At 40.7% G+C, this 18,327-nt stretch carries 22 protein-coding genes; 1 reads left to right on the top strand and 21 read right to left on the bottom strand.

Annotation, left to right across the window (positions count from 1 at the left end; genetic code table 11):
• Positions 1–3 precede the first annotated feature (3 nt).
• From C7E02_RS01170 to C7E02_RS01105, 15 genes are all read right to left on the bottom strand, one after another.
• A complete protein-coding gene (locus tag C7E02_RS01170; RefSeq protein ID WP_105308584.1) occupies positions 4–1,680 on the bottom strand; it encodes a DAK2 domain-containing protein in 1,677 nt (558 codons plus the stop codon).
• Positions 1,681–1,698: 18 nt separating this feature from the next.
• Positions 1,699–2,058, bottom strand: a complete 360-nt coding sequence (locus tag C7E02_RS01165) for an Asp23/Gls24 family envelope stress response protein (RefSeq protein WP_005336264.1) — start codon at positions 2,056–2,058, stop codon at positions 1,699–1,701.
• Between the two features lie 205 nt (positions 2,059–2,263).
• On the bottom strand, positions 2,264–2,452 hold the full coding sequence (gene rpmB, locus C7E02_RS01160) for a 50S ribosomal protein L28 (protein ID WP_005332867.1): 189 nt from the start codon (positions 2,450–2,452) through the stop codon (positions 2,264–2,266).
• Positions 2,453–2,594: 142 nt separating this feature from the next.
• Complete coding sequence (locus C7E02_RS19350) at positions 2,595–2,735, bottom strand: hypothetical protein (RefSeq protein ID WP_005332869.1); 141 nt, start codon at positions 2,733–2,735, stop codon at positions 2,595–2,597.
• A 74-nt stretch (positions 2,736–2,809) separates the two neighbouring features.
• Positions 2,810–3,202, bottom strand: coding sequence for a GerW family sporulation protein (locus C7E02_RS01155; protein WP_005332870.1), 393 nt, complete (start codon positions 3,200–3,202; stop codon positions 2,810–2,812).
• 15 nt (positions 3,203–3,217) lie between these two features.
• Positions 3,218–4,279 (bottom strand): DUF2953 domain-containing protein, encoded by a 1,062-nt coding sequence (locus C7E02_RS01150; RefSeq protein ID WP_105308583.1) that lies wholly within the window; start codon positions 4,277–4,279, stop codon positions 3,218–3,220.
• A 6-nt stretch (positions 4,280–4,285) separates the two neighbouring features.
• On the bottom strand, positions 4,286–4,609 hold the full coding sequence (locus tag C7E02_RS01145) for a hypothetical protein (RefSeq protein WP_005332872.1): 324 nt from the start codon (positions 4,607–4,609) through the stop codon (positions 4,286–4,288).
• Positions 4,610–4,671: 62 nt separating this feature from the next.
• Positions 4,672–6,003, bottom strand: coding sequence for a peptidoglycan D,D-transpeptidase FtsI family protein (locus tag C7E02_RS01140; RefSeq protein ID WP_242978752.1), 1,332 nt, complete (start codon positions 6,001–6,003; stop codon positions 4,672–4,674).
• A 37-nt stretch (positions 6,004–6,040) separates the two neighbouring features.
• On the bottom strand, positions 6,041–7,513 hold the full coding sequence (locus C7E02_RS01135; protein WP_005336261.1) for an FtsW/RodA/SpoVE family cell cycle protein: 1,473 nt from the start codon (positions 7,511–7,513) through the stop codon (positions 6,041–6,043).
• 8 nt (positions 7,514–7,521) lie between these two features.
• Complete coding sequence (locus C7E02_RS01130) at positions 7,522–9,684, bottom strand: peptidase U32 family protein (RefSeq protein ID WP_105308582.1); 2,163 nt, start codon at positions 9,682–9,684, stop codon at positions 7,522–7,524.
• A gap of 146 nt (positions 9,685–9,830) precedes the next feature.
• The gene (zapA, locus tag C7E02_RS01125; RefSeq protein WP_005332876.1) at positions 9,831–10,244 is read right to left on the bottom strand and encodes a cell division protein ZapA; all 414 of its coding nucleotides are present in this window, start codon (positions 10,242–10,244) and stop codon (positions 9,831–9,833) included.
• A gap of 72 nt (positions 10,245–10,316) precedes the next feature.
• Positions 10,317–11,324 (bottom strand): Holliday junction branch migration DNA helicase RuvB, encoded by a 1,008-nt coding sequence (gene ruvB / locus C7E02_RS01120; protein WP_105308581.1) that lies wholly within the window; start codon positions 11,322–11,324, stop codon positions 10,317–10,319.
• A 19-nt stretch (positions 11,325–11,343) separates the two neighbouring features.
• Positions 11,344–11,955: a Holliday junction branch migration protein RuvA gene (gene ruvA / locus C7E02_RS01115; RefSeq protein ID WP_005336257.1), complete on the bottom strand. Its 612-nt coding sequence runs from the start codon at positions 11,953–11,955 to the stop codon at positions 11,344–11,346.
• A 19-nt stretch (positions 11,956–11,974) separates the two neighbouring features.
• Positions 11,975–12,472 (bottom strand): Gx transporter family protein, encoded by a 498-nt coding sequence (locus C7E02_RS01110; protein WP_005336255.1) that lies wholly within the window; start codon positions 12,470–12,472, stop codon positions 11,975–11,977.
• A 96-nt stretch (positions 12,473–12,568) separates the two neighbouring features.
• Complete coding sequence (locus C7E02_RS01105; RefSeq protein ID WP_022278407.1) at positions 12,569–12,940, bottom strand: NusG domain II-containing protein; 372 nt, start codon at positions 12,938–12,940, stop codon at positions 12,569–12,571.
• A gap of 198 nt (positions 12,941–13,138) precedes the next feature.
• Between C7E02_RS01105 and C7E02_RS01100 the strand changes: the two genes are divergently transcribed.
• The gene (locus C7E02_RS01100) at positions 13,139–14,116 is read left to right on the top strand and encodes an FAD:protein FMN transferase (RefSeq protein ID WP_105308580.1); all 978 of its coding nucleotides are present in this window, start codon (positions 13,139–13,141) and stop codon (positions 14,114–14,116) included.
• Between the two features lie 25 nt (positions 14,117–14,141).
• Here C7E02_RS01100 and C7E02_RS01095 read toward each other — a convergent pair whose 3' ends face one another.
• Genes C7E02_RS01095 through C7E02_RS01070 form a run of 6 tightly spaced genes read right to left on the bottom strand, consistent with a single transcriptional unit; the run spans position 14,142 to position 18,287 of the window.
• On the bottom strand, positions 14,142–14,621 hold the full coding sequence (locus C7E02_RS01095) for a DUF2752 domain-containing protein (RefSeq protein ID WP_105308579.1): 480 nt from the start codon (positions 14,619–14,621) through the stop codon (positions 14,142–14,144).
• 18 nt (positions 14,622–14,639) lie between these two features.
• On the bottom strand, positions 14,640–15,431 hold the full coding sequence (locus tag C7E02_RS01090) for an RnfABCDGE type electron transport complex subunit B (protein ID WP_005336247.1): 792 nt from the start codon (positions 15,429–15,431) through the stop codon (positions 14,640–14,642).
• A 12-nt stretch (positions 15,432–15,443) separates the two neighbouring features.
• Entirely contained in the window at positions 15,444–16,028 is a 585-nt protein-coding gene (locus C7E02_RS01085; RefSeq protein WP_005332884.1) for an electron transport complex protein RnfA, read from the bottom strand.
• A 14-nt stretch (positions 16,029–16,042) separates the two neighbouring features.
• On the bottom strand, positions 16,043–16,762 hold the full coding sequence (gene rsxE / locus C7E02_RS01080) for an electron transport complex subunit RsxE (protein ID WP_005336239.1): 720 nt from the start codon (positions 16,760–16,762) through the stop codon (positions 16,043–16,045).
• Positions 16,763–16,764: 2 nt separating this feature from the next.
• Positions 16,765–17,358, bottom strand: coding sequence for an RnfABCDGE type electron transport complex subunit G (locus C7E02_RS01075; RefSeq protein ID WP_005332886.1), 594 nt, complete (start codon positions 17,356–17,358; stop codon positions 16,765–16,767).
• Positions 17,358–18,287 carry an RnfABCDGE type electron transport complex subunit D gene (locus tag C7E02_RS01070; RefSeq protein ID WP_040015481.1) on the bottom strand — a complete coding sequence of 310 codons (930 nt, stop codon included), beginning with the start codon at positions 18,285–18,287 and terminating at the stop codon, positions 17,358–17,360. Before C7E02_RS01070 ends, C7E02_RS01075 begins: the two co-directional genes overlap by 1 nt.
• Positions 18,288–18,327: the final 40 nt, after the last annotated feature.

Below are 18,327 nucleotides of genomic sequence, written 5' to 3'. Positions count from 1 at the left end.
CTCTTATTCTACAGCTAATACATAATAATAGATTGGCTGACCACCACAGTGCACATCAACATCTATATCTGGATAGAGTTTTTCAACTTCCTGTGTAAAGGCATCCGCCTCTTTCTCAGTCACATCCTGTCCATAATACAGACTGATCAGTTCCGAATCATCATCTACAAGCTGTTCTAACATTTCCAGTGTAGTCTCTGCAATATCCTGTCCTACAGAAAGGATTCCTGCATCACCAATTCCCATAATGTCTCCCTGATGAATCTCTTTGTCATCAATGTGTGTATCACGGACTGCATAAGTAACCTGTCCGGTTTTCACATTCTTAATTTCATCAAGCATTGTCTCTTCGTTAGACTTTGCATCTGCATCCGGAACAAAGTTAATAATTGCAGTAATCCCCTGTGGAACAGTCTTTGTTGGGATTACAATGATTTCTTTATCTTCTACAAGGTCTTTTGCCTGGTTTGCTGCGAGAATAATATTCTTGTTATTTGGAAGAATAAAAATTGTCTCTGCATTGACCTGATCAATGGCTTTTAACATATCATCTGTACTTGGGTTCATAGTCTGTCCACCCTCAATGATATAATCTGCTCCAAGTTCACGGAAGATTTCGTTCATTCCATCACCGATAGATACTGCAATAAATCCCATTGGCTTCTTCGGCTCTGCAGTCTTTTTAGCTTCTTCGGCTTCTGCCTGTTCTTTTGCAAGCTTCTCGGAATCACGAATCAGTTTTTCCCTATGCTCCTCACGCATATTATCTATTTTCATGCGTGATAACTGTCCATAAGTCAGTGCTTTCTGAATCGCAAGTCCTGGATCATTCGTGTGTACGTGGATCTTCACGATTTCATCATCTGCTACACATACGATAGAATCACCAATTGATGACAAGTATGCTTTCAGCTCATGCTCGTCGTTCTCTGTAAATTCCTTTTCGAGAAGAATGATAAACTCTGTACAGTAGCCAAATTTAATCTCTTTTTCTTCCTCGACGCTGACTTTTACTGCTGTACTATTTCCAGCAGCCGGTGCAATTGCGCTATAATCAATCTCTTTCCCAAGAAATGCATCATATGCTCCGCGGATAACTTCTAAGAGTCCCTGTCCACCAGAATCCACTACCCCTGCTTCTTTCAAAACCGGGAGCATCTCCGGCGTCTTCTGAAGAACTGCATCCGCATGCTCAATAACTGCCGGGATAAACTCCTCAAGATCTTCTGTCTCAAGAGCAAGCTCTGCTGCTTTATCTGCGATTCCACTTGCAACAGTAAGGATTGTTCCTTCCTTCGGCTTCATAACCGCCTTGTATGCTGTGTCTCTTGCTCTCTGGCAAGCTGCTGCAAGGGCTGCAGTGTCAATCTCTTTTTCATCACGAATCGACTTTGTAAACCCTCTTAAAAGCTGAGAAAGAATAACTCCCGAGTTACCTCTGGCTCCTCTTAAGGAACCGGAAGAAATTGCTTTTGCCAGGTTCTTCATATCAACATCTGCAAGCGCTGTCACTTCCTTAGCTGCTGACAGGATTGTCAAAGTCATATTAGTTCCCGTATCTCCATCCGGAACAGGGAATACATTCAGTTCGTTGATAAATTCTTTCTTTGCTTCTATATTCTGCGCGCCTGCAAGAAACATCTTCGCAAGCATATTTGCATCAATTGTCTTTGTAGCCACTTCTTATGTCCTCCTTGATTAATCAATGACGCGTACGCCCTCGATATAGATATTAATCTTATCTACCGGCATTCCGGAAAACTCTTCCACACGATACTTCACATTGCTGATCAGGTTATCCGTAACCGCTGAAATACTTACGCCATACGCAACAATGATATGAAAGCTCAAGCTTACATGGTTATCCTCAGAGATACGTACCCTAATTCCACGGGTCAGGCTCTCTTTTTTTAACAGATGAACCAGACCATCCTTCATATTCACTGCAGCCATTCCAACGATTCCAAAACACTCTACCGCTACAGTTCCTGCATATTTTGCTATCACTTCAGGATCAATCGTAATAATTCCGAGATCCGTGCTCATACAACCTTTCATATCCGATACCTCCATATCCGTATATTTAACATATGTATTATACTCTGTTTCATTATATATTACAAGGCAAAACAGGCATGTCCCGACTGTTCTGCCTGATTATCATTTTCACATAACTAAAAAAGGTCCACCGGACCTTTTTGTCGTATGCTTGGCAACGAAAAAAAGCCCAGATTCCATTTCTGGAATCTGAGCTTTTATACTATTATGCTCGCTCAACTTTGCCAGATTTCAAACAAGAAGTACAAACATACATTCTCTTTGTAGCTCCGTTCTCTGTCTTAACACGAACAGATTTTACATTAGATTTCCACATTTTTGGGGATTTTCTATGAGAGTGGCTTACGTTGTTTCCAAAGTGAGCACCCTTTTCACAAATAGCACATTTTGCCATGACTGCACCTCCTAACGCTCATAATAAGTCTTTTTCAGACTCGCAACAATAATATACTAGCAGATAATTCTCACAAAAGCAAGTATTATTTTCAAGATTTTTCCGACATTTTTCAATCAAGATTTATATTTGCCTTTTTTTGTTATTTACAGCAAAACAAATTATATCCAGCCAGCAGGCATAGTATGACACACAGAACAGTTACAAATGTATTGGGCAAAAGCATGGCAATCACAAGTCCGATTGCTATTCCAAACAGCGCAAATCCCACTACCCGTTTCATTTTTTTATCAACCCTTCTCTTATAACGTATCTTACTCTATTCTATGCTTCACACAGACCGGGCATTACAGATAACTACTGTACATCTACGCTATCAAGAATATCCTTCACATCATTCTCGTCAAGTTTTGAATCTTTACCTCCTGTAAATTTGTCGACCATGTCAGGCACCATATCAAGAATCTTTGTGATCGTATCCTGGTTCTTAATATTTACCAGTCTTGTGTGTCCATTCTGGATCACAAGAACTGCGCAAGGTGTCATCTTGCCGCCAACACCTCCGGCTCCTTTTTCCTTCTTGTCCGCATTAAACGCTCCGGCTCCAATTGCAAAAGATACATCCACCAGTGGAAGAATGATCGTGTCCCCGATATGGATTGCATCTCCTACTACTGTCTTCGATGAAACAACTCCATCAATTCCTGTGAACAATGCCTCCACAGTCCCTTTAAAATTATTATCTGCCATATAAAAATCCTCCTGTTATTTTATTTTAAAATTACGAATATCTCGATAAGTCTGACGCACATTTCTATTCCAGATCAGTTTCCAGCCGCTCTGAACAAAATGCCACAGATAAATCTTTCCTTTTAAATATGCTGAACCTTTCAGCACCTGATGTCCAAAATCAGGTGTCACACTTATACATCCTCCAACAAATGGATATAGCACGCCAAACACTGCCAAAGCCTGTCCGGTATGATACGGATCATCAAATCCATAAATAATCCTCACATCTGCCTTTTTTGGCTTTAAATGTTTCATAAGCCTGAAAAGTTCTTTTTTACATTTGTGATATGCCCCTTTATGCACCTCATCTCGAAGAAATTCTTCCAGCTTTTCTTTCTTTCCTGACAATGCTTTTATTTTATCACACAATTTTCCAAAAGTACATTTTATCTTCTGAATCCACGAAAGAATCCTCTGATAGAAGCTTCCATTCTTTTCACGGTCCACGGATTTTTCTTTTTCAGGAATTTCTTTTTCAGTTTTCCATTTTTCAGATTCCGGAGCATGCGCACTCTTTTGGCGTATCGTCTGCGGCGTCGCCAGATTCTCTTCAGATTTTTCTGTAAATTTTTCAGGCTCATTCTTTTCAATCTTGTCTGTTTCTGTAATACTCTTCTCATGATTCGATTTCTCCTCTTCTTCTATTTCTGAAATCTCAGTTTTCTCCTCTTCTTCTATTTCTGAAATCTCAGTTTTCTCCTCTTCTTCTATTTCTGAAATCTCAGCTTGTTTCTGCAGCGTCTGTACCTCTTTTTGTTTCTTTCCGGCTCCTGTATTTCCTCTTTTTATCCATGCAAATCTAAGCCGCCACTTCATTTTTCCATTCTTATACAAGATGTCCGCCCGAACAAGCTGCAAAAGCCAGGTAACTTGCACTTTTCCCTTCAGAGAATCCAGGTCACCATCACACCTTCCCTGTACCTCGTAATGAACCGGCACAAAAAGAAAAATAGCAATCAATAGCAATAGGATTCCCAGTATTACAGCGATTATTATGCCGATTATTTTTAATATCAAAATCAAAATATGTAGCATCGCATCTTAGCCTTCCTGTTCTCTTTCTAACAGATATGTGCGGATATCCGCCGCTCCTGTTTGTTCATACACTTTCCCGGCGATCTCTTCTACCAGCTCCAGAGCCGCCTCGTAACCTCTTACAATTCCTACAACAAAGAAATCATCATTTGGAAAATCCGGCTGGAGAAAAAGCGCTGCATTATAAATTTCAAGCTGATTCGACCCATGTTCCGGCAATACCAGTACATAGATATCTCTTTGAAGTTTTCCCGTATTCAGTCTTCTTATAATCTTTTCTTTTTTCTTTTTCAGGTCTTCACCCCAGTAAAGTCTGCGATAATATCTCATGTTACCTTTCCATTTTCTCAACTATTTACCAATTATTACCTGCACATATCACAGAATCTTCTTTATTGATAATATGCATCAAACACTTTTTTTGCAATATTAACTGCTTTTGCAGAACCGTCAGCCTGCTCAATAATCACACTGATCACAAGTTCCGGGTTGTCAACATTAGCAATTCCAACGAACCAGGAATGATCTTTTTCCTTATCTGAGCTATATTCTGCCGTTCCGGTCTTTCCTGCAGCCGTGTAGTTTTGTCCACCAAGTACAGATGCCGTTCCATAATCGGTAACAGCCGTCATATAATCTTTGAGCTGCGCCGCCTCTTTGGAAGTCATCAGATCTTTATATTTCTCCGGTTTTGTCTTCTCGATCACATTTCCTGCATTGTTGGTAACAGAATCTACCAGATATGGTTTCATCAATGTTCCGCCATTGGCAATTGCTGACGTGATCAAAGCCATATGATATGGGCTTACCTGTGTTTTTCCCTGTCCCATGGCAGTCATCATCCGCTCTGCCTCCGTGTCCGATGAAGTCAACGTAAACTGACTCTTGCTGTACGGCAGGACAGACGGAAGTTTCTTATTAAACAGAAGCTCTTGCGCAGTATCCTTGTAAGTGTCTGCATTCAATGATCTTCCGATATTGGAAAATGAAGTATTACATGAATACGCAAGACTATCCCTCAAAGTCACCTGTCCGTGTACGTGTCCACCATAGCAATGAATTGTAACATCACCACTTTCAATAGAACCTGTACAGTTATAGGAATAGGAATCAAAATCTGCATTTTCACGCATGAACTCCAGTGTTGTTACAAGTTTAAACGTAGAACCAGGTGCGTACTGCCCCTGCGTTGCACGATTCAGAAGCACACTATCCTCACTTGTGCTGAGTTCATTCCAGTTTTGGCTGACTGTATTCGGATCAAAATCAGGTTTTGAAACCATAGCTAAAATCTTTCCTGTACTTGGATCCATAACAACTACTGCACCTTTATTAGAACCAAGTGCATCATAAGCTGCTTCCTGGAGATTTGTATCCAGTGTCGTTACTACATTATCTCCCTGGTTTTTCTTATCCTGGAATTCATTTTTTAATTTGTCTGCAAAAAATGCATTGGAAGTCAGAAGTTCAAAGTTAGAAACAGACTCCAGACCAGATTTTCCCTGAGCAGTATAACCGACCACATGAGCAAATATATTATTGTACGGATATTCTCTTGTCTCTGTCCCATCTTCTGCCACATTTGTCTGAGCCAGCACATTTCCATTTCTGTCCAGAATCTTTCCGCGGATCACACGGTCCGCATAAGAATCCTGCCTCTTATTATAAGGGCTGCTGATGATATCTCTGCTTTTCACAACATTAAAATAAGAGATATAACCCATCATAGCAATAAACAGTGCTACAAAAATATATGTGACTCTAGCGAACTCTTTGTTGCGGGCGCGCTTTTTCTTTTCTCGGCGCTTGTCCTGCCGGTCTGCTTCTTTTCGCTCTCTGCGGGACATCTGCCGTTTTTCGCGCTCTCTTTTTAACCTCTCCTCTGCCTCTCTCTGCTCGTAACCTTTCCTTCTTTTTTCTTTCAAGATTCTCTTCCTCGTCTTCTCTTAAAATATAAAGTCCCTGAATAATTGCAAACATGATCAATGTACTGAGTATAGAACTTCCTCCGTAACTGACAAGCGGAAGTGTCACTCCAGTAGATGGAATGAATTTTGTTACTCCTCCAATATTCAAGAACACCTGAAAAATGTAACAAGTTCCAAGCCCCAGTGCTACCAGTTTATAAAACATATTGCGAAGCTGCATCGCAATGTTTAAAAACATTACATAACAACTAACACATACCAACGTCATGCATAATCCGAAAATCAGCCCCATCTCCTCGCAGATTGCAGAAAAGATAAAATCTGACGATGCAACAGGAATCGTATCTGGCTGTCCCTGAAACAGTCCCATACCGAACCAGCTTCCTGTTCCAATTGCAAATAAAGACTGTGCTACCTGATATCCGCTTCCGCTATATGAAGCAATCGGATCTTTCCAGGCGACCACGCGGTTCCTAACGTGATTAAACAAGTAATAAGCCCCCACTGAAGCTACACTTCCGGCTCCTAGTCCTGCCAATACATATAAGGGCTGTCTGGTTGCCACATACAGCATAACCAAGTACACTACAAATATAATCAGTGCAGCTCCAAGATCCTTTGACGCAACCAAAATCAATACATGAAACGCTGCTAGTGCTGTCGTCACAACGATATCTTTAAATGCCATGGACTGTTTAAAACTGGAAGCCACAAAAAATACAAATACAATTTTCACGAGCTCAGACGGCTGAACGTTAATTCCTGCCACCTGAAAACCAAGCTTTGCTCCATAAGACACAGAACCAATTACAATGACAAGAGCCAGAGATACAATACCAATAATTGCATAAACCTTTCTCCATTCCGAAAGCTTTTTCACCTTTCGGATCACGACTGGTACTACCAGACTGATTGCCACACCGCCTGCTGCAATAACGAATTGTTTTACTGCATTGGAATAACTTAGTCTCGTCAACATGATCATACCGATACACAACAACATACACATATTATTTACGACCAGCCTGGATACTCTCGGATAAATATTCGTATATAGTAATATAGTAGCTCCAAACAGCACTACCTGCATCAGATAAAATGCAAGAAGCTTGATATCCTCCTTTTCCAAATACATGACCAGATATGCAATAATATGTATCATGAACATCAACACATTCTGCTGCCTTAAAAGACTCTTCTTTTTATCCGGATCTTGATATCCAAAAATACTGAAACACAAGAATGTGTACGAGGTCATCAATATGATCATCAGATATTTTGACAATTCAACAATAATGTTTACCAATTTTTCACCTACTTTACTCCCCGCTTAAAATGTCCTCTGGTAAAACTGATATCTGGCATCGGTATCTCTTTATCCTCCAGAAAAACATTTTTATAACTTTCTAAGATTTGTTCCATCTCCCGTTCTTTTTCTAATGTAAAATTCAGACGGATTCCAGATGGTTCCAGGCTCCTGATTTCATTTTTCTGATCCAAAAGAACAATCGGAGCTGAATTATATATTATATTATAACAGTATTTACAGTAATTTTTAACAGGAAATTTATTTCCAAGGCGATCTGTAATATATAACATACTATCTTTTCCAAGACAGCCCTCCGTCGTCCTTCTGATACAGTTTGCTGTAATCATTACAGGCTGATACCCGTAGACAATCAGATTACCTCCCGTAGACAGTTCACTAAGCTCCCGGAAATTCAATTCAACGGAAGACGTATACTGATCAATTCCAAGTTCTGACAATTCTTTTATTGCCCTGTTATTCCATCCGTACAAATTATAATCTGACAGAATCTCCCCTTTATATCCTTTTGATTTCATCCATTCTAAAGCTTCCCAGTTCCGAACAAGAACGCCTTCATAATACTGGCTGATCTTCTCAAAATATACCTTGTAGATATTCATTGCTCTTTCCCTGAAAATGTATGGCATCGCCAGACAGATCTTTGATTCATGCTTTTTATCTCTCATGTTTAAGCGGTATTCTTCTAACATGGCGATAACTGTTTCATCAAATGCGATTGCATCAGATATAAAGATGCGATCAACATATTCCCTGGCTAAAGCCAGCTTTAACTGTTCCACTGTCTCTACTGAAATCTGAAACTCATAATTTCTTCTGCTATTTTCAAACTTATTATCAGACATGTCTTCTGCCCGAATCTCCGACCAGATCATATGCCGGCGATATTCTCCTGTAATCTGCACTTCCAGATCCGAGAGCGCTGCTCTACGTAGTTCATTCAGACTCTGCATCGGCAGAAACAGATTTCCAGACACATCGATATACACCTCTTCAAATGCAAACGGAGTATTTCCGGTTTTCCGTATCTGCTTTTCGATTCGTTCTGCCGCAAGGGGTTGATTTTTTGCAGTCTGGACCATATCTCCTGTCACAGTTACCGTCATTTTCGGTCTGTCATGCAGCCATACAGTCAGTTCTGAGACAGTGCCTTCTGCAAGATTTAGGCTTCCGTCAATTCTTTCCTGTAATATGTAATCCATTTTTTCTTTCTTCGGTTCCGTCTCTTTTCCGGGACGCTTCAAAGAAAGCATCTCCTTTCCGTTCTGCTTTCTGTAGTACCCATCACAGTACCCTCTTCGGCGGTAACAATTTTCCAGCTTTTCTTTGTCCTCCTTTGTGACATGAAACCCTTTTTTCCCTTTTTGCAGATAAATATCTGTATATTTCCGATACATCTGCGCCACCGTATATACATAATCCGGCTGTTTCATGCGCCCTTCAATCTTAAAAGAATCAATTCCGGCCTCAACAAGTTCGGGTATCATATCGATCGTACAAAGATCTTTCAGGCTCATTAGATCTGCAGATTTTTGATTTTCAACTCGATATGGAAGTCTGCATGGCTGCGCACATTCCCCGCGGTTTCCACTCCGCCCGCCAATCATACTGCTCATTAAGCACTGTCCGGAATAACAGTAACACAAAGCACCATGCACAAAACATTCTATCTCCAGACCAGTTGCATTTTTCATATTCTTAATTTCTTCCAGAGACAACTCTCTTGCCGGCACAATTCTCTCTGCTCCCATTCTCTGAAAAAGTTGTGCGCTCAGTGTTTGTGTCACAGTTGCCTGAGTACTTACATGAAGCGGAAGATCCGGAAATGCTTCCCGAATCAGGCGCATAGCCCCGATATCCTGCACAATCACTGCATCCAGCCCTTGTTCGTAATATGGACGGAGATAATCTACGAGTTCTCCCAGTTCCTGCTCTTTCAATAACGTATTGACTGTCATATATAATTTACGTCCGTGCAGATGCACATAGTCAATTGCTTCCAACATGCGTTCCTCATTCAGATTATCTGCATGCGCCCTTGCCCCGAAACGGCTCCCCCCTATATAGATCGCATCTGCTCCGGCACAGACCGCTGCTTCCAGGCATTCCCATGAACCCGCCGGCGCAAGTATCTCAACTTCTCTTTTCATTCTGATTTCGTCCTTAAATTAATTATTATTCAAGAATACCAGGATTCAGGAGTTTTTAATTCTCTGTCATTTTCTATGATTTTTCCGTCATTCCGGTATCTTTATCTTTAAAAAGGGCCGTCAATCCGACAGCCCCCTCTCATATTCTAATTCTCTTTATTATTCTTAATCTCTGTCTCCAGTTGAACAATCTTCATCTGAAGTTCCTTGTTCTCTTCCTTTAACTTGTCCAATGCTTTATCCGCATTCTCTAATTTGATCTGTACAGATATCAGTTCATGCTTCAGATCATACATCTCTTTATCTTTCGCTTCAATATCACTTTCCAGTGTACCGCCCTGTTTTCGTGCTTTAAAATAATCATCCGCAATATTAAGTGCCAGCAGAACACTTCTTGTCTCTGCACTCTGCTTACGATATCCCTCACTACTGCTGCATTCGTCAATCTTATGATTCAAATATGTAGATACCTTTTGTAGATATTCTTCACTTTCAAATCCACTTAAAGTGAATACTTTTCCTCCAATTAAAACTTCTGTAAAATTCTTTGATGATGCCATAAAAGCCTCCCACAAACTCTGCTATTTCTTATGAATATAATTTATTATAAACTAAACTGTCATAAAAACCAACTATTTTTCATGATTTTGCTTCAAAATCCCTAAATGTGCATACGCAAGATCTGTCACGATCCGCCCTCTCGGTGTTCTCTGAATAAATCCATTCTTCAATAAATATGGCTCGTACACATCCTCTATTGTTCCTGAATCCTCACTCAAAGAAGCCGCCAGAGTATCCAATCCAACAGGACCGCCATCAAATCTTTCTATAATCGTCATTAAAAGATTCCGGTCTGTCTGATCTAGTCCACACTTATCTACGTCAAGAAGATCCAGTGCATAATTCGCCACATCTTCTGTAATATATCCATCATACTTCACCTGAGCAAAATCTCTCACACGTTTCAAAAGACGATTTGCAAGTCTCGGCGTCCCCCTGGAACGTCTCGCAAGCGCAGTAGCTCCGGCATCATCTATCCCTACATCAAGAACCTTTGCTGACCGGGCAATAATTCTCTTAAGTTCTTCAACTGTATAAAACTCCAATCGGTGAATCACACCAAATCGGTCTCTGAGCGGTGCCGTCAGCATGCCGACACGAGTTGTTGCTCCCACCAATGTAAACTTCGGAAGATCCAGTCGAATGGATCTGGCACTTGCTCCCTTTCCAATCATAATATCTATCGCATAATCTTCCATAGCCGGATAAAGGACTTCTTCCACCTGACGATTCAAACGATGAATTTCATCCACAAAAAGTACATCTCCCTCCTGCAGATTATTGAGGATTGCTGCCATCTCACCCGGCTTTTCAATTGCCGGTCCAGATGTAATCTTAATATTCACATGCATCTCATTAGCAATAATTCCGGCCAGTGTTGTTTTACCAAGGCCTGGAGGGCCATAAAAAAGTACATGATCCAGGGCTTCCCCCCTCTCTCTTGCCGCAGTAATGTATACATTTAAAATCTCTTTTGCTTTTTCCTGTCCAATATAATCATCTAAAAGCTGGGGCCTTAGGTGACTTTCAATCTTGACATCCTCTTCCAGATTCTCTGTTGTTATAATTCTCCTGCTCATATCTCTCCCCTTGCAGTAATCAGAACATGAACTTCAATGCTCGTTTAAGCAATTCTTCCACCTGCATGTCTGATGTGATTTCCACCTGTTTCACAGCTTTCAGTGCTTCTGTATTGCCATATCCCAATGCAACCAGCGCCTGAACCGCTTCGCTTTGAATCTCTCCTCCTGTTGACATCTGGGCTTTTAAAGCACCATCTTCTGTTATTGCATGTTCCAGAGCATCTTCGATACTCAACTTATCCTTAAGTTCCACAATCAACTTCTGCGCTGTTTTTTTCCCGATCCCAGGTGCGGATGAAATGGCTTTCACATCATCAGCCATAACTGCAAACCTCAGATCATCTGGTGACAATACCGACAGAATTGCCTGACCTCCTTTAGGCCCGATTCCACTGACTCCGATCAGTAACTTAAATACATTCAAATCATCTACTGTCAGAAATCCAAACAGCTGCATGGAATCTTCCTTGACATTCAAATAAGTATGTATCTTCACTTCACTTCCAACCGGTGGAAGCTTACTCATAGATTGCGCTGACATATAAATTCCATATCCTACGCCTCCTACATCTACAATTACTTTATCTTCATATTGAGCAGCCAGCTCACCTCGTATATATGATATCATAGTACCTCCTCTGCTCCTTCTACTCTAAAAACATAATGTTGCTTATTCTCCTAAGCACCTGGTCTGCAACAACACCGATCAAAAATCCTGTAATCAGTCCGGCAACAAGAAGCACCGGCATATAATATGACATTGCAAATGTCTCAACCACAATCATTGCAACAACCAGTTGTCCAATATTGTGACAGACACCGCCTGCAATACTGATTCCAATAACACTGAATCCTCCTGCCTTTTTCAAAAGTGCCATCACAGTTAAACTAAGTAATCCACCTGCCAGACTATACGCAATACTAAAATAATTTCCAAACAAAACACCGCTTAAAAGGACACGTACTATAGATAATACATACACTTCCCTAAGCGGTATCTTATAAAGTGCAATCACGATAATCAGATTAGCCAGCCCAAGCTTGACTCCCGGGATTCCAAACGAAATCGGAACAAGAGTTTCAATATAGCTAAAAATCAATGCAAGCGCTGTAAATACTCCAAAATATGCTACGCGGTTTTTCACTTTTATGTCTCCTCCTACTATATCAGGCCGCTTTTTCTTATTCTTTATCCTCTGTGGCACTTAATGCTACTGCTTCACGGACACTAATTCTGAACTTTAATTACTTACCGCATCATACTGGCTGTTCTGATGGCTGTCAACTTCCACAATAATCTTATTCGGCAGGCAGATAATACTTTCTTTATTCTTAGAAACCGCCTTCTGCTTCACGCAAAGCTGATCCGGGCAATCCGCACGGATCATATCAGCTTCTCCATTCTTGATCTTCAAAACATTGCTTCCATTATTCAGCACGATCTCCTGATCATCTGCCAGACTATATACGCCTTCTATCTTTCCATTCACCTTTACAGTAATGTAATCTGCGCTTTTCTCTCCAATAATCCTATGTAACAACACACACGATCCCGCCACTACCAGAATGATGATCATTAGTACAATATCTTTTTTCTTCAATCTATTTTTCATCTCGGCTACCTCTCTACGGATATTTTAGCACAGTACTTCTATCTACGCAACCACATGTTCGATTGTTTCTTTCACCAGAATCACTTTCTTAAACTTAAGGCAGCTAGTGTCAAGCGTCTGAAAGAACAATATCATTGCATATCTCATATTTCATGTTATAATTACCATAGTTATAAATACTTGAAAATGGAGATTATTATGAAACTAAAACAAATGATTGCTGTTCTAAGTTCAGTTGCCATGCTCTTATGTGGCTGCAGTTCTGTGAATGCAAAAGACCAGACTTATTCCGACACACTTTACGATACAGTTGTAAAGGTCCAGATTCTGGATCCTGTAAACGAGAATGTCATGAGCGGATTAAAAAGTCTTTGTCAAAAATACAATACCATGTTTTCTATGTATGTAGAAGGCAGTGACATTTACAATATCAATCATGCCCAAGGCATGCCGGTAGCCGTTTCCTCTGATACTGCGACACTTATCAAAAAAGGTATCTACTACGGCGATTTATCCAATGGATCTTTTGATATCACGATTGGATCTGTTTCCCAATTATGGGATTTTACTTCTGGTTCCGGAACTGTTCCAGATGCAGATGCAATTGCCTCTGCGCTCAGTCACGTAAATTACAAAAATATCAGTGTATCTGATAACACCGTCCAGCTTTTGGATCCAAACGCCTCCATTGATGTAGGTGCTATTGCCAAAGGATATATTGCGGATCGTATCAAAGATTATCTGAAAAAAAATGGTGTAAAACATGCAGTCATAGATTTGGGTGGAAATATCCTTCTGCTCGGATCCAAGACCGACGGCTCCAAATATAACATCGGAATCCAGAAACCCTTTGGCGAGACCGGAGAACCGATCACTTCCATCAAAGTAGCAAATAAATCTGTTGTTACAACCGGGATTTACCAGCGTTACTTTGAGGCAGATGGGAAAATTTACCATCACATTCTTGATCCTCGCACAGGTTATCCATGTGAGAATACATTGTACAGTGATACAATCATTACTGATTCTTCCCTGACAGCTGATGCTCTGAGTACGGTATGTTATCTCATGGGATATGAAGCTGCAAGCGATCTGATCGATCAGTTAGAAAATGTAGATGCATTGTTTATTACAAATGACAACGAAATTCACTACACAAAGAATTTTCTTCGATAATTCCGGCAAATACTTATTTCATCTTTCAGATTTGTAAGAAGCTTTTAATAATATGGTGCAGATTCAATAACACATTTCCATAATAATAACTCATTGGCGGGTTTCCGGGAAAATACCTGAGCATCCGCCAGATATAAAACAAAATCATCAATATTCCAAGCATGGCAAGAATTTTCCATGCTTTTTTTGTATCAGAAATTCCCAATATATATCTTCGTATTCCGAACCACAGAATAAAAATCATAAAAAGATATACAAATGGGTGCATCTGCCAAGCTCCCGCAAAATCCAGATACAAAAGATGTATAAATGCTCTCGTCATGCCACAACCCGGACACGGAAGTCCGGTAATCAGCACAGCCGGACAGATTGTAATAAAAAATTTCCTAAGCAACACAAAATAGGCGAATACTGAAAGTATCGCCCATTTTGCATGTTTCACATCTTTAAAAAATATCGTTTTTCCAATTTTTAATCTTTGTTTCAGATTACGTTTTTTCTCCATCTTCCACTTTAATTCTTTCTAGAGAATAACTTTCTTCGGACATTTTGCCGCACATGCACCGCATCCGGTACATTTTTCCGGATCAATATGCGCAACATTATCCAGAACCTTAACAGCATCAAACTGGCATGCTTTTTCACACATCTTGCAGCCAATGCATCCAACTTTACATGCCTTCATGACATCTTTACCCTTGTCTTTAGAATTACATTTTACAAGATGTTTCATGTCATATGGCACAATCTCAATCAATTTACGAGGACACGCGGCAACACATTTTCCACAAGCTTTACAAGCTTCTTTATCAACCACAGCAACGCCATCAACAATGTGGATTGCATCAAATGGACAGGCTTTCACACACGTTCCTTCTCCAAGACATCCATATGTACAAGTCTTTGGCCCGCCATTCTGCATCATATTGACCATGACACAGTCACCAATTCCATAATATTCGTAATCTGTTGCTGCCTGCTCACATGTTCCACCACATTTTACAAATGCTACTTCATGGATCTGCTCGCCTGCAGACACTCCCATAATCTCACCAATCTTGGCTGCGACTGGTGCACCTCCGACCGGACAGCTTCCAACTTCCGCTTCTCCCTTTGCAATTGCTGCCGCAAGGCCGGAGCATCCGGCATATCCACAACCGCCACAGTTATTTCCCGGAAGCACTCCAAGAATTGCCTCTTCTCTCTCATCTACTTCAACCGCAAATTTCTTTCCGGCAAGTCCAAGGAATACACCAATGAACAAGCCAGTACCACCTACGATAACGGCAGCAATAATAACAGCTGTAATATTCATTGTCTATCCCTCCTATATCAGTCCTGAAAATCCACAGAACGCAATTGCCATAAGACATGCTGTAAGCAAGACAATTGGCGTCCCCTGGAAGGACTCTGAAATATCATTGTACTCAATCTTCTCACGAATACCTGCCATAATTACGATTGCAATCAAAAATCCAACAGATGTTCCAACACCATTTACAACGCCTTCTAAAATTGTATAATCTTTCTGGACATTTGTAAGTGCTACACCAAGAACCGCACAGTTTGTTGTGATCAGCGGAAGATATACTCCAAGTGCCTGATAAAGTGATGGCATCGCTTTTTTCAGAAACATCTCAACAAACTGAACGAGTGCTGCAATAAATAATATAAATACAATCGTCTGCAGATATTCAAATCCTAATGGAACAAGAATAAATTTATAAATCAAACTTGTCAGCAGGGAAGAAAGTGTAATAACAAACACAACCGCTCCTCCCATACCTGTAGCTGTCTCAACTTTTTTGGATACTCCAAGGAATGGACAAATTCCAAGAAACTGGCTGAGTACAACGTTATTTACAATAGCTGAACCGATTGCAATAATCAGTAATTCTGATAATGTCTTCATACTCTGCACTCCTCCTATTCTTCATCGCCTGTTGGAAATACTTTTCCGCTACATCCGGCACATCCGGCACAGTCTGAGCAGCATCCTTGAGGCTCTGCGATTTTCTTGCCTTTCTTTTCAGCATTTTTTCTGATTTTATTCATACCTGCAACCAAGAATGCAAGAACAAGGAATGCTCCTGGTGGCAGGATAAAGATTGTTGCCGGGACATAACCGCCCTGTCCGGCTGCAAGATCTGCAAGCGGCAGAATCTGTTTTCCGAAAATTGCTCCTGTTCCGATGAACTCACGAACAATACCAATGCATGCAAGTCCAAATGTAAATCCAAGTCCCATACCAATTCCATCAAAGATAGAAGGAAGAACCGGGTTCTTGGATGCATAGCTCTCAGCACGTCCAAGAATGATACAGTTTACTACAATCAGTGGAATGTAAAGTCCAAGTGCATCATAAAGACTCGGCACAAATCCTTCTAACAGGAACTGAACAATTGTTACAAATGAAGCAACAACTACAATGAACGCCGGCATTCTGACTGAATCCGGTATGATCTTACGCAGCATGGAAATCAACATATTGGAAAGGACCAGTACAACTGTTGTTGAAAGTCCCATACCAACTCCATTGATTGCAGATGTCGTAACCGCAAGTGTCGGACACATACCAAGCATCAGAACAAAAGTAGGGTTCTCTTTAATCAGTCCATTATAAACTCTTTCCGTACATTTATTCATCTTTAATTACCTCCCTGTCCAAATGCATTCTGATAATAGCCAAGGGCCGCATTGACAGCTCCGGTCACTGCTCTTGAAGTGATTGTTGCACCACTTAAAGCATCTATCTGCTCACCGTCTCCTCCATCCTTTGACACAGCAAACTTTGTCGGATTCTTTCCTACATACTGTTCATAGAAAGACGGTTCTTTTGCTTTCATACCAAGACCTGCAGTCTCACTGATAGAAAGGAAGGAAACACCTGTCACAGTACCATCAGACTGGATACCAACACTAACCTGAATATCTCCGCCATATCCGTCCTTATCGGTTGTTGTGATGACATATCCTGTATCACCAACTGTACAGACTTCATCAATAGTTGCATTAACACCAAGATCACTGATTGCCTGCTTTGCAGCCTTCTGATCTACATCTGTCTCTTTAAACTCATCAAGCTTTGCATCTGGAAATACAGCCTGCCAGGCTTCTTTTTTCGCCTTTTCCTGCGCCTGGGCGATTGGATTCAGAGTTATCTCATGAACGAGACCAAGTCCAAGTCCTGCAATCAAAGTGATAGCAGTCAGAATCAATGTGTTTTTCAAAATCTTATTCATTATTTCTCTCCTCCTTTACCAAATGGTTTTGGGAGAGTAACTCTCTCGATCAATGGTACAATTAAGTTACTGATAATGATCGCATAGGAAACTCCCTCTGCGGAACCGCCGAACAGACGGAAGAGTCCAGTCAGAATTCCAAGCAAGATTCCATATACGTATTGTCCCTTTGGCGTGATCGGACATGTTACATAATCCGTTGCCATGAACCATGCACCAAGCATCAGTCCACCGCCACACAGATGTGCTGTAATATACTGTGCATCAAAAAATCCTACAGCCGGATTCTGGAAATGTCCAAAAATACCAATAAAGATAACGAATGTCACAATATATGTACCAGGGATACGAAGATCAATAATTCCCATTAAAATTAAGAAGATTGCTCCAATGATAATTGCAATCACTGAAGTCTCACCGATTGTTCCAGGAATTGTTCCAATCAGCATGTCCATAGAATTAACAGCTTTCCCTGACTTCAGAAGCGCCAGTGGTGTTGCTCCTGTTACTCCGTCATAGACGAATGTCGTCATCTGACTTGTAAAAGAAATCAAAAGGAAGCATCTTGCTCCAAGTGCCGGGTTCATAAAGTTCTGTCCCAGACCTCCAAAAAGCTGTTTTACAATCAAGATACCAAATACACTTCCAAGTGCACCCATCCACCATGGTGCTGTAGGTGGCATATTAAGCCCCAGAAGCAGTCCTGTTACAACAGCACTGTAATCCCCGATTGTAATTTTTTTGTGCATTAATTTTTCATAAATATATTCTGTCAGTACTGCAGATGCTGTCGTACTGATGAGCATAATGAGCGCCGGAACTCCAAAATTATATATACCGAACGCAGATGCAGGCAGCAGTGCAATTACTACCATGAGCATAATCTTGCTGGTTGTCATATTATCACGGATATGTGGTGATGATGACATTTTTAATGTTTGATTGCTCACGTTGATTCACCTCTTATTC

Origin of the sequence: Dorea sp. Marseille-P4042 (assembly GCF_900290215.1) — a bacterium.
In the GTDB taxonomy this organism is placed as follows: Bacteria; Bacillota; Clostridia; order Lachnospirales; family Lachnospiraceae; genus Dorea; species Dorea formicigenerans.
Note: the sequence above shows the minus strand (reverse complement) of the source record. Positions and strands in the feature narration are given on the sequence as shown.

What these genes read in the sequence shown, in the direction of transcription:
- C7E02_RS01085 (WP_005332884.1), bottom strand. Translation starts at nt 16,028, where the DNA reads ATGAAGACATTATCAGAATTACTGATTATTGCAATCGGTTCAGCTATT.
- C7E02_RS01130 (WP_105308582.1), bottom strand. Translation starts at nt 9,684, where the DNA reads ATGAAAAGAGAAGTTGAGATACTTGCGCCGGCGGGTTCATGGGAATGC.
- rsxE (WP_005336239.1), bottom strand. Translation starts at nt 16,762, where the DNA reads ATGAATAAATGTACGGAAAGAGTTTATAATGGACTGATTAAAGAGAAC.
- C7E02_RS01155 (WP_005332870.1), bottom strand. Translation starts at nt 3,202, where the DNA reads ATGGCAGATAATAATTTTAAAGGGACTGTGGAGGCATTGTTCACAGGA.
- C7E02_RS01075 (WP_005332886.1), bottom strand. Translation starts at nt 17,358, where the DNA reads ATGAATAAGATTTTGAAAAACACATTGATTCTGACTGCTATCACTTTG.
- C7E02_RS01165 (WP_005336264.1), bottom strand. Translation starts at nt 2,058, where the DNA reads ATGAAAGGTTGTATGAGCACGGATCTCGGAATTATTACGATTGATCCT.
- C7E02_RS01105 (WP_022278407.1), bottom strand. Translation starts at nt 12,940, where the DNA reads ATGAAAAATAGATTGAAGAAAAAAGATATTGTACTAATGATCATCATT.
- C7E02_RS01140 (WP_242978752.1), bottom strand. Translation starts at nt 6,003, where the DNA reads ATGGGTTATATCTCTTATTTTAATGTTGTGAAAAGCAGAGATATCATC.
- C7E02_RS01090 (WP_005336247.1), bottom strand. Translation starts at nt 15,431, where the DNA reads ATGAATATTACAGCTGTTATTATTGCTGCCGTTATCGTAGGTGGTACT.
- rpmB (WP_005332867.1), bottom strand. Translation starts at nt 2,452, where the DNA reads ATGGCAAAATGTGCTATTTGTGAAAAGGGTGCTCACTTTGGAAACAAC.
- C7E02_RS01145 (WP_005332872.1), bottom strand. Translation starts at nt 4,609, where the DNA reads ATGAGATATTATCGCAGACTTTACTGGGGTGAAGACCTGAAAAAGAAA.
- C7E02_RS01070 (WP_040015481.1), bottom strand. Translation starts at nt 18,287, where the DNA reads ATGTCATCATCACCACATATCCGTGATAATATGACAACCAGCAAGATT.
- zapA (WP_005332876.1), bottom strand. Translation starts at nt 10,244, where the DNA reads ATGGCATCATCAAAGAATTTTACAGAAGTTTTAATTGGAGGAAAAGTA.
- ruvA (WP_005336257.1), bottom strand. Translation starts at nt 11,955, where the DNA reads ATGATATCATATATACGAGGTGAGCTGGCTGCTCAATATGAAGATAAA.
- C7E02_RS01150 (WP_105308583.1), bottom strand. Translation starts at nt 4,279, where the DNA reads ATGCTACATATTTTGATTTTGATATTAAAAATAATCGGCATAATAATC.
- C7E02_RS01095 (WP_105308579.1), bottom strand. Translation starts at nt 14,621, where the DNA reads ATGGAGAAAAAACGTAATCTGAAACAAAGATTAAAAATTGGAAAAACG.
- ruvB (WP_105308581.1), bottom strand. Translation starts at nt 11,324, where the DNA reads ATGAGCAGGAGAATTATAACAACAGAGAATCTGGAAGAGGATGTCAAG.
- C7E02_RS01100 (WP_105308580.1), top strand. Translation starts at nt 13,139, where the DNA reads ATGAAACTAAAACAAATGATTGCTGTTCTAAGTTCAGTTGCCATGCTC.
- C7E02_RS19350 (WP_005332869.1), bottom strand. Translation starts at nt 2,735, where the DNA reads ATGAAACGGGTAGTGGGATTTGCGCTGTTTGGAATAGCAATCGGACTT.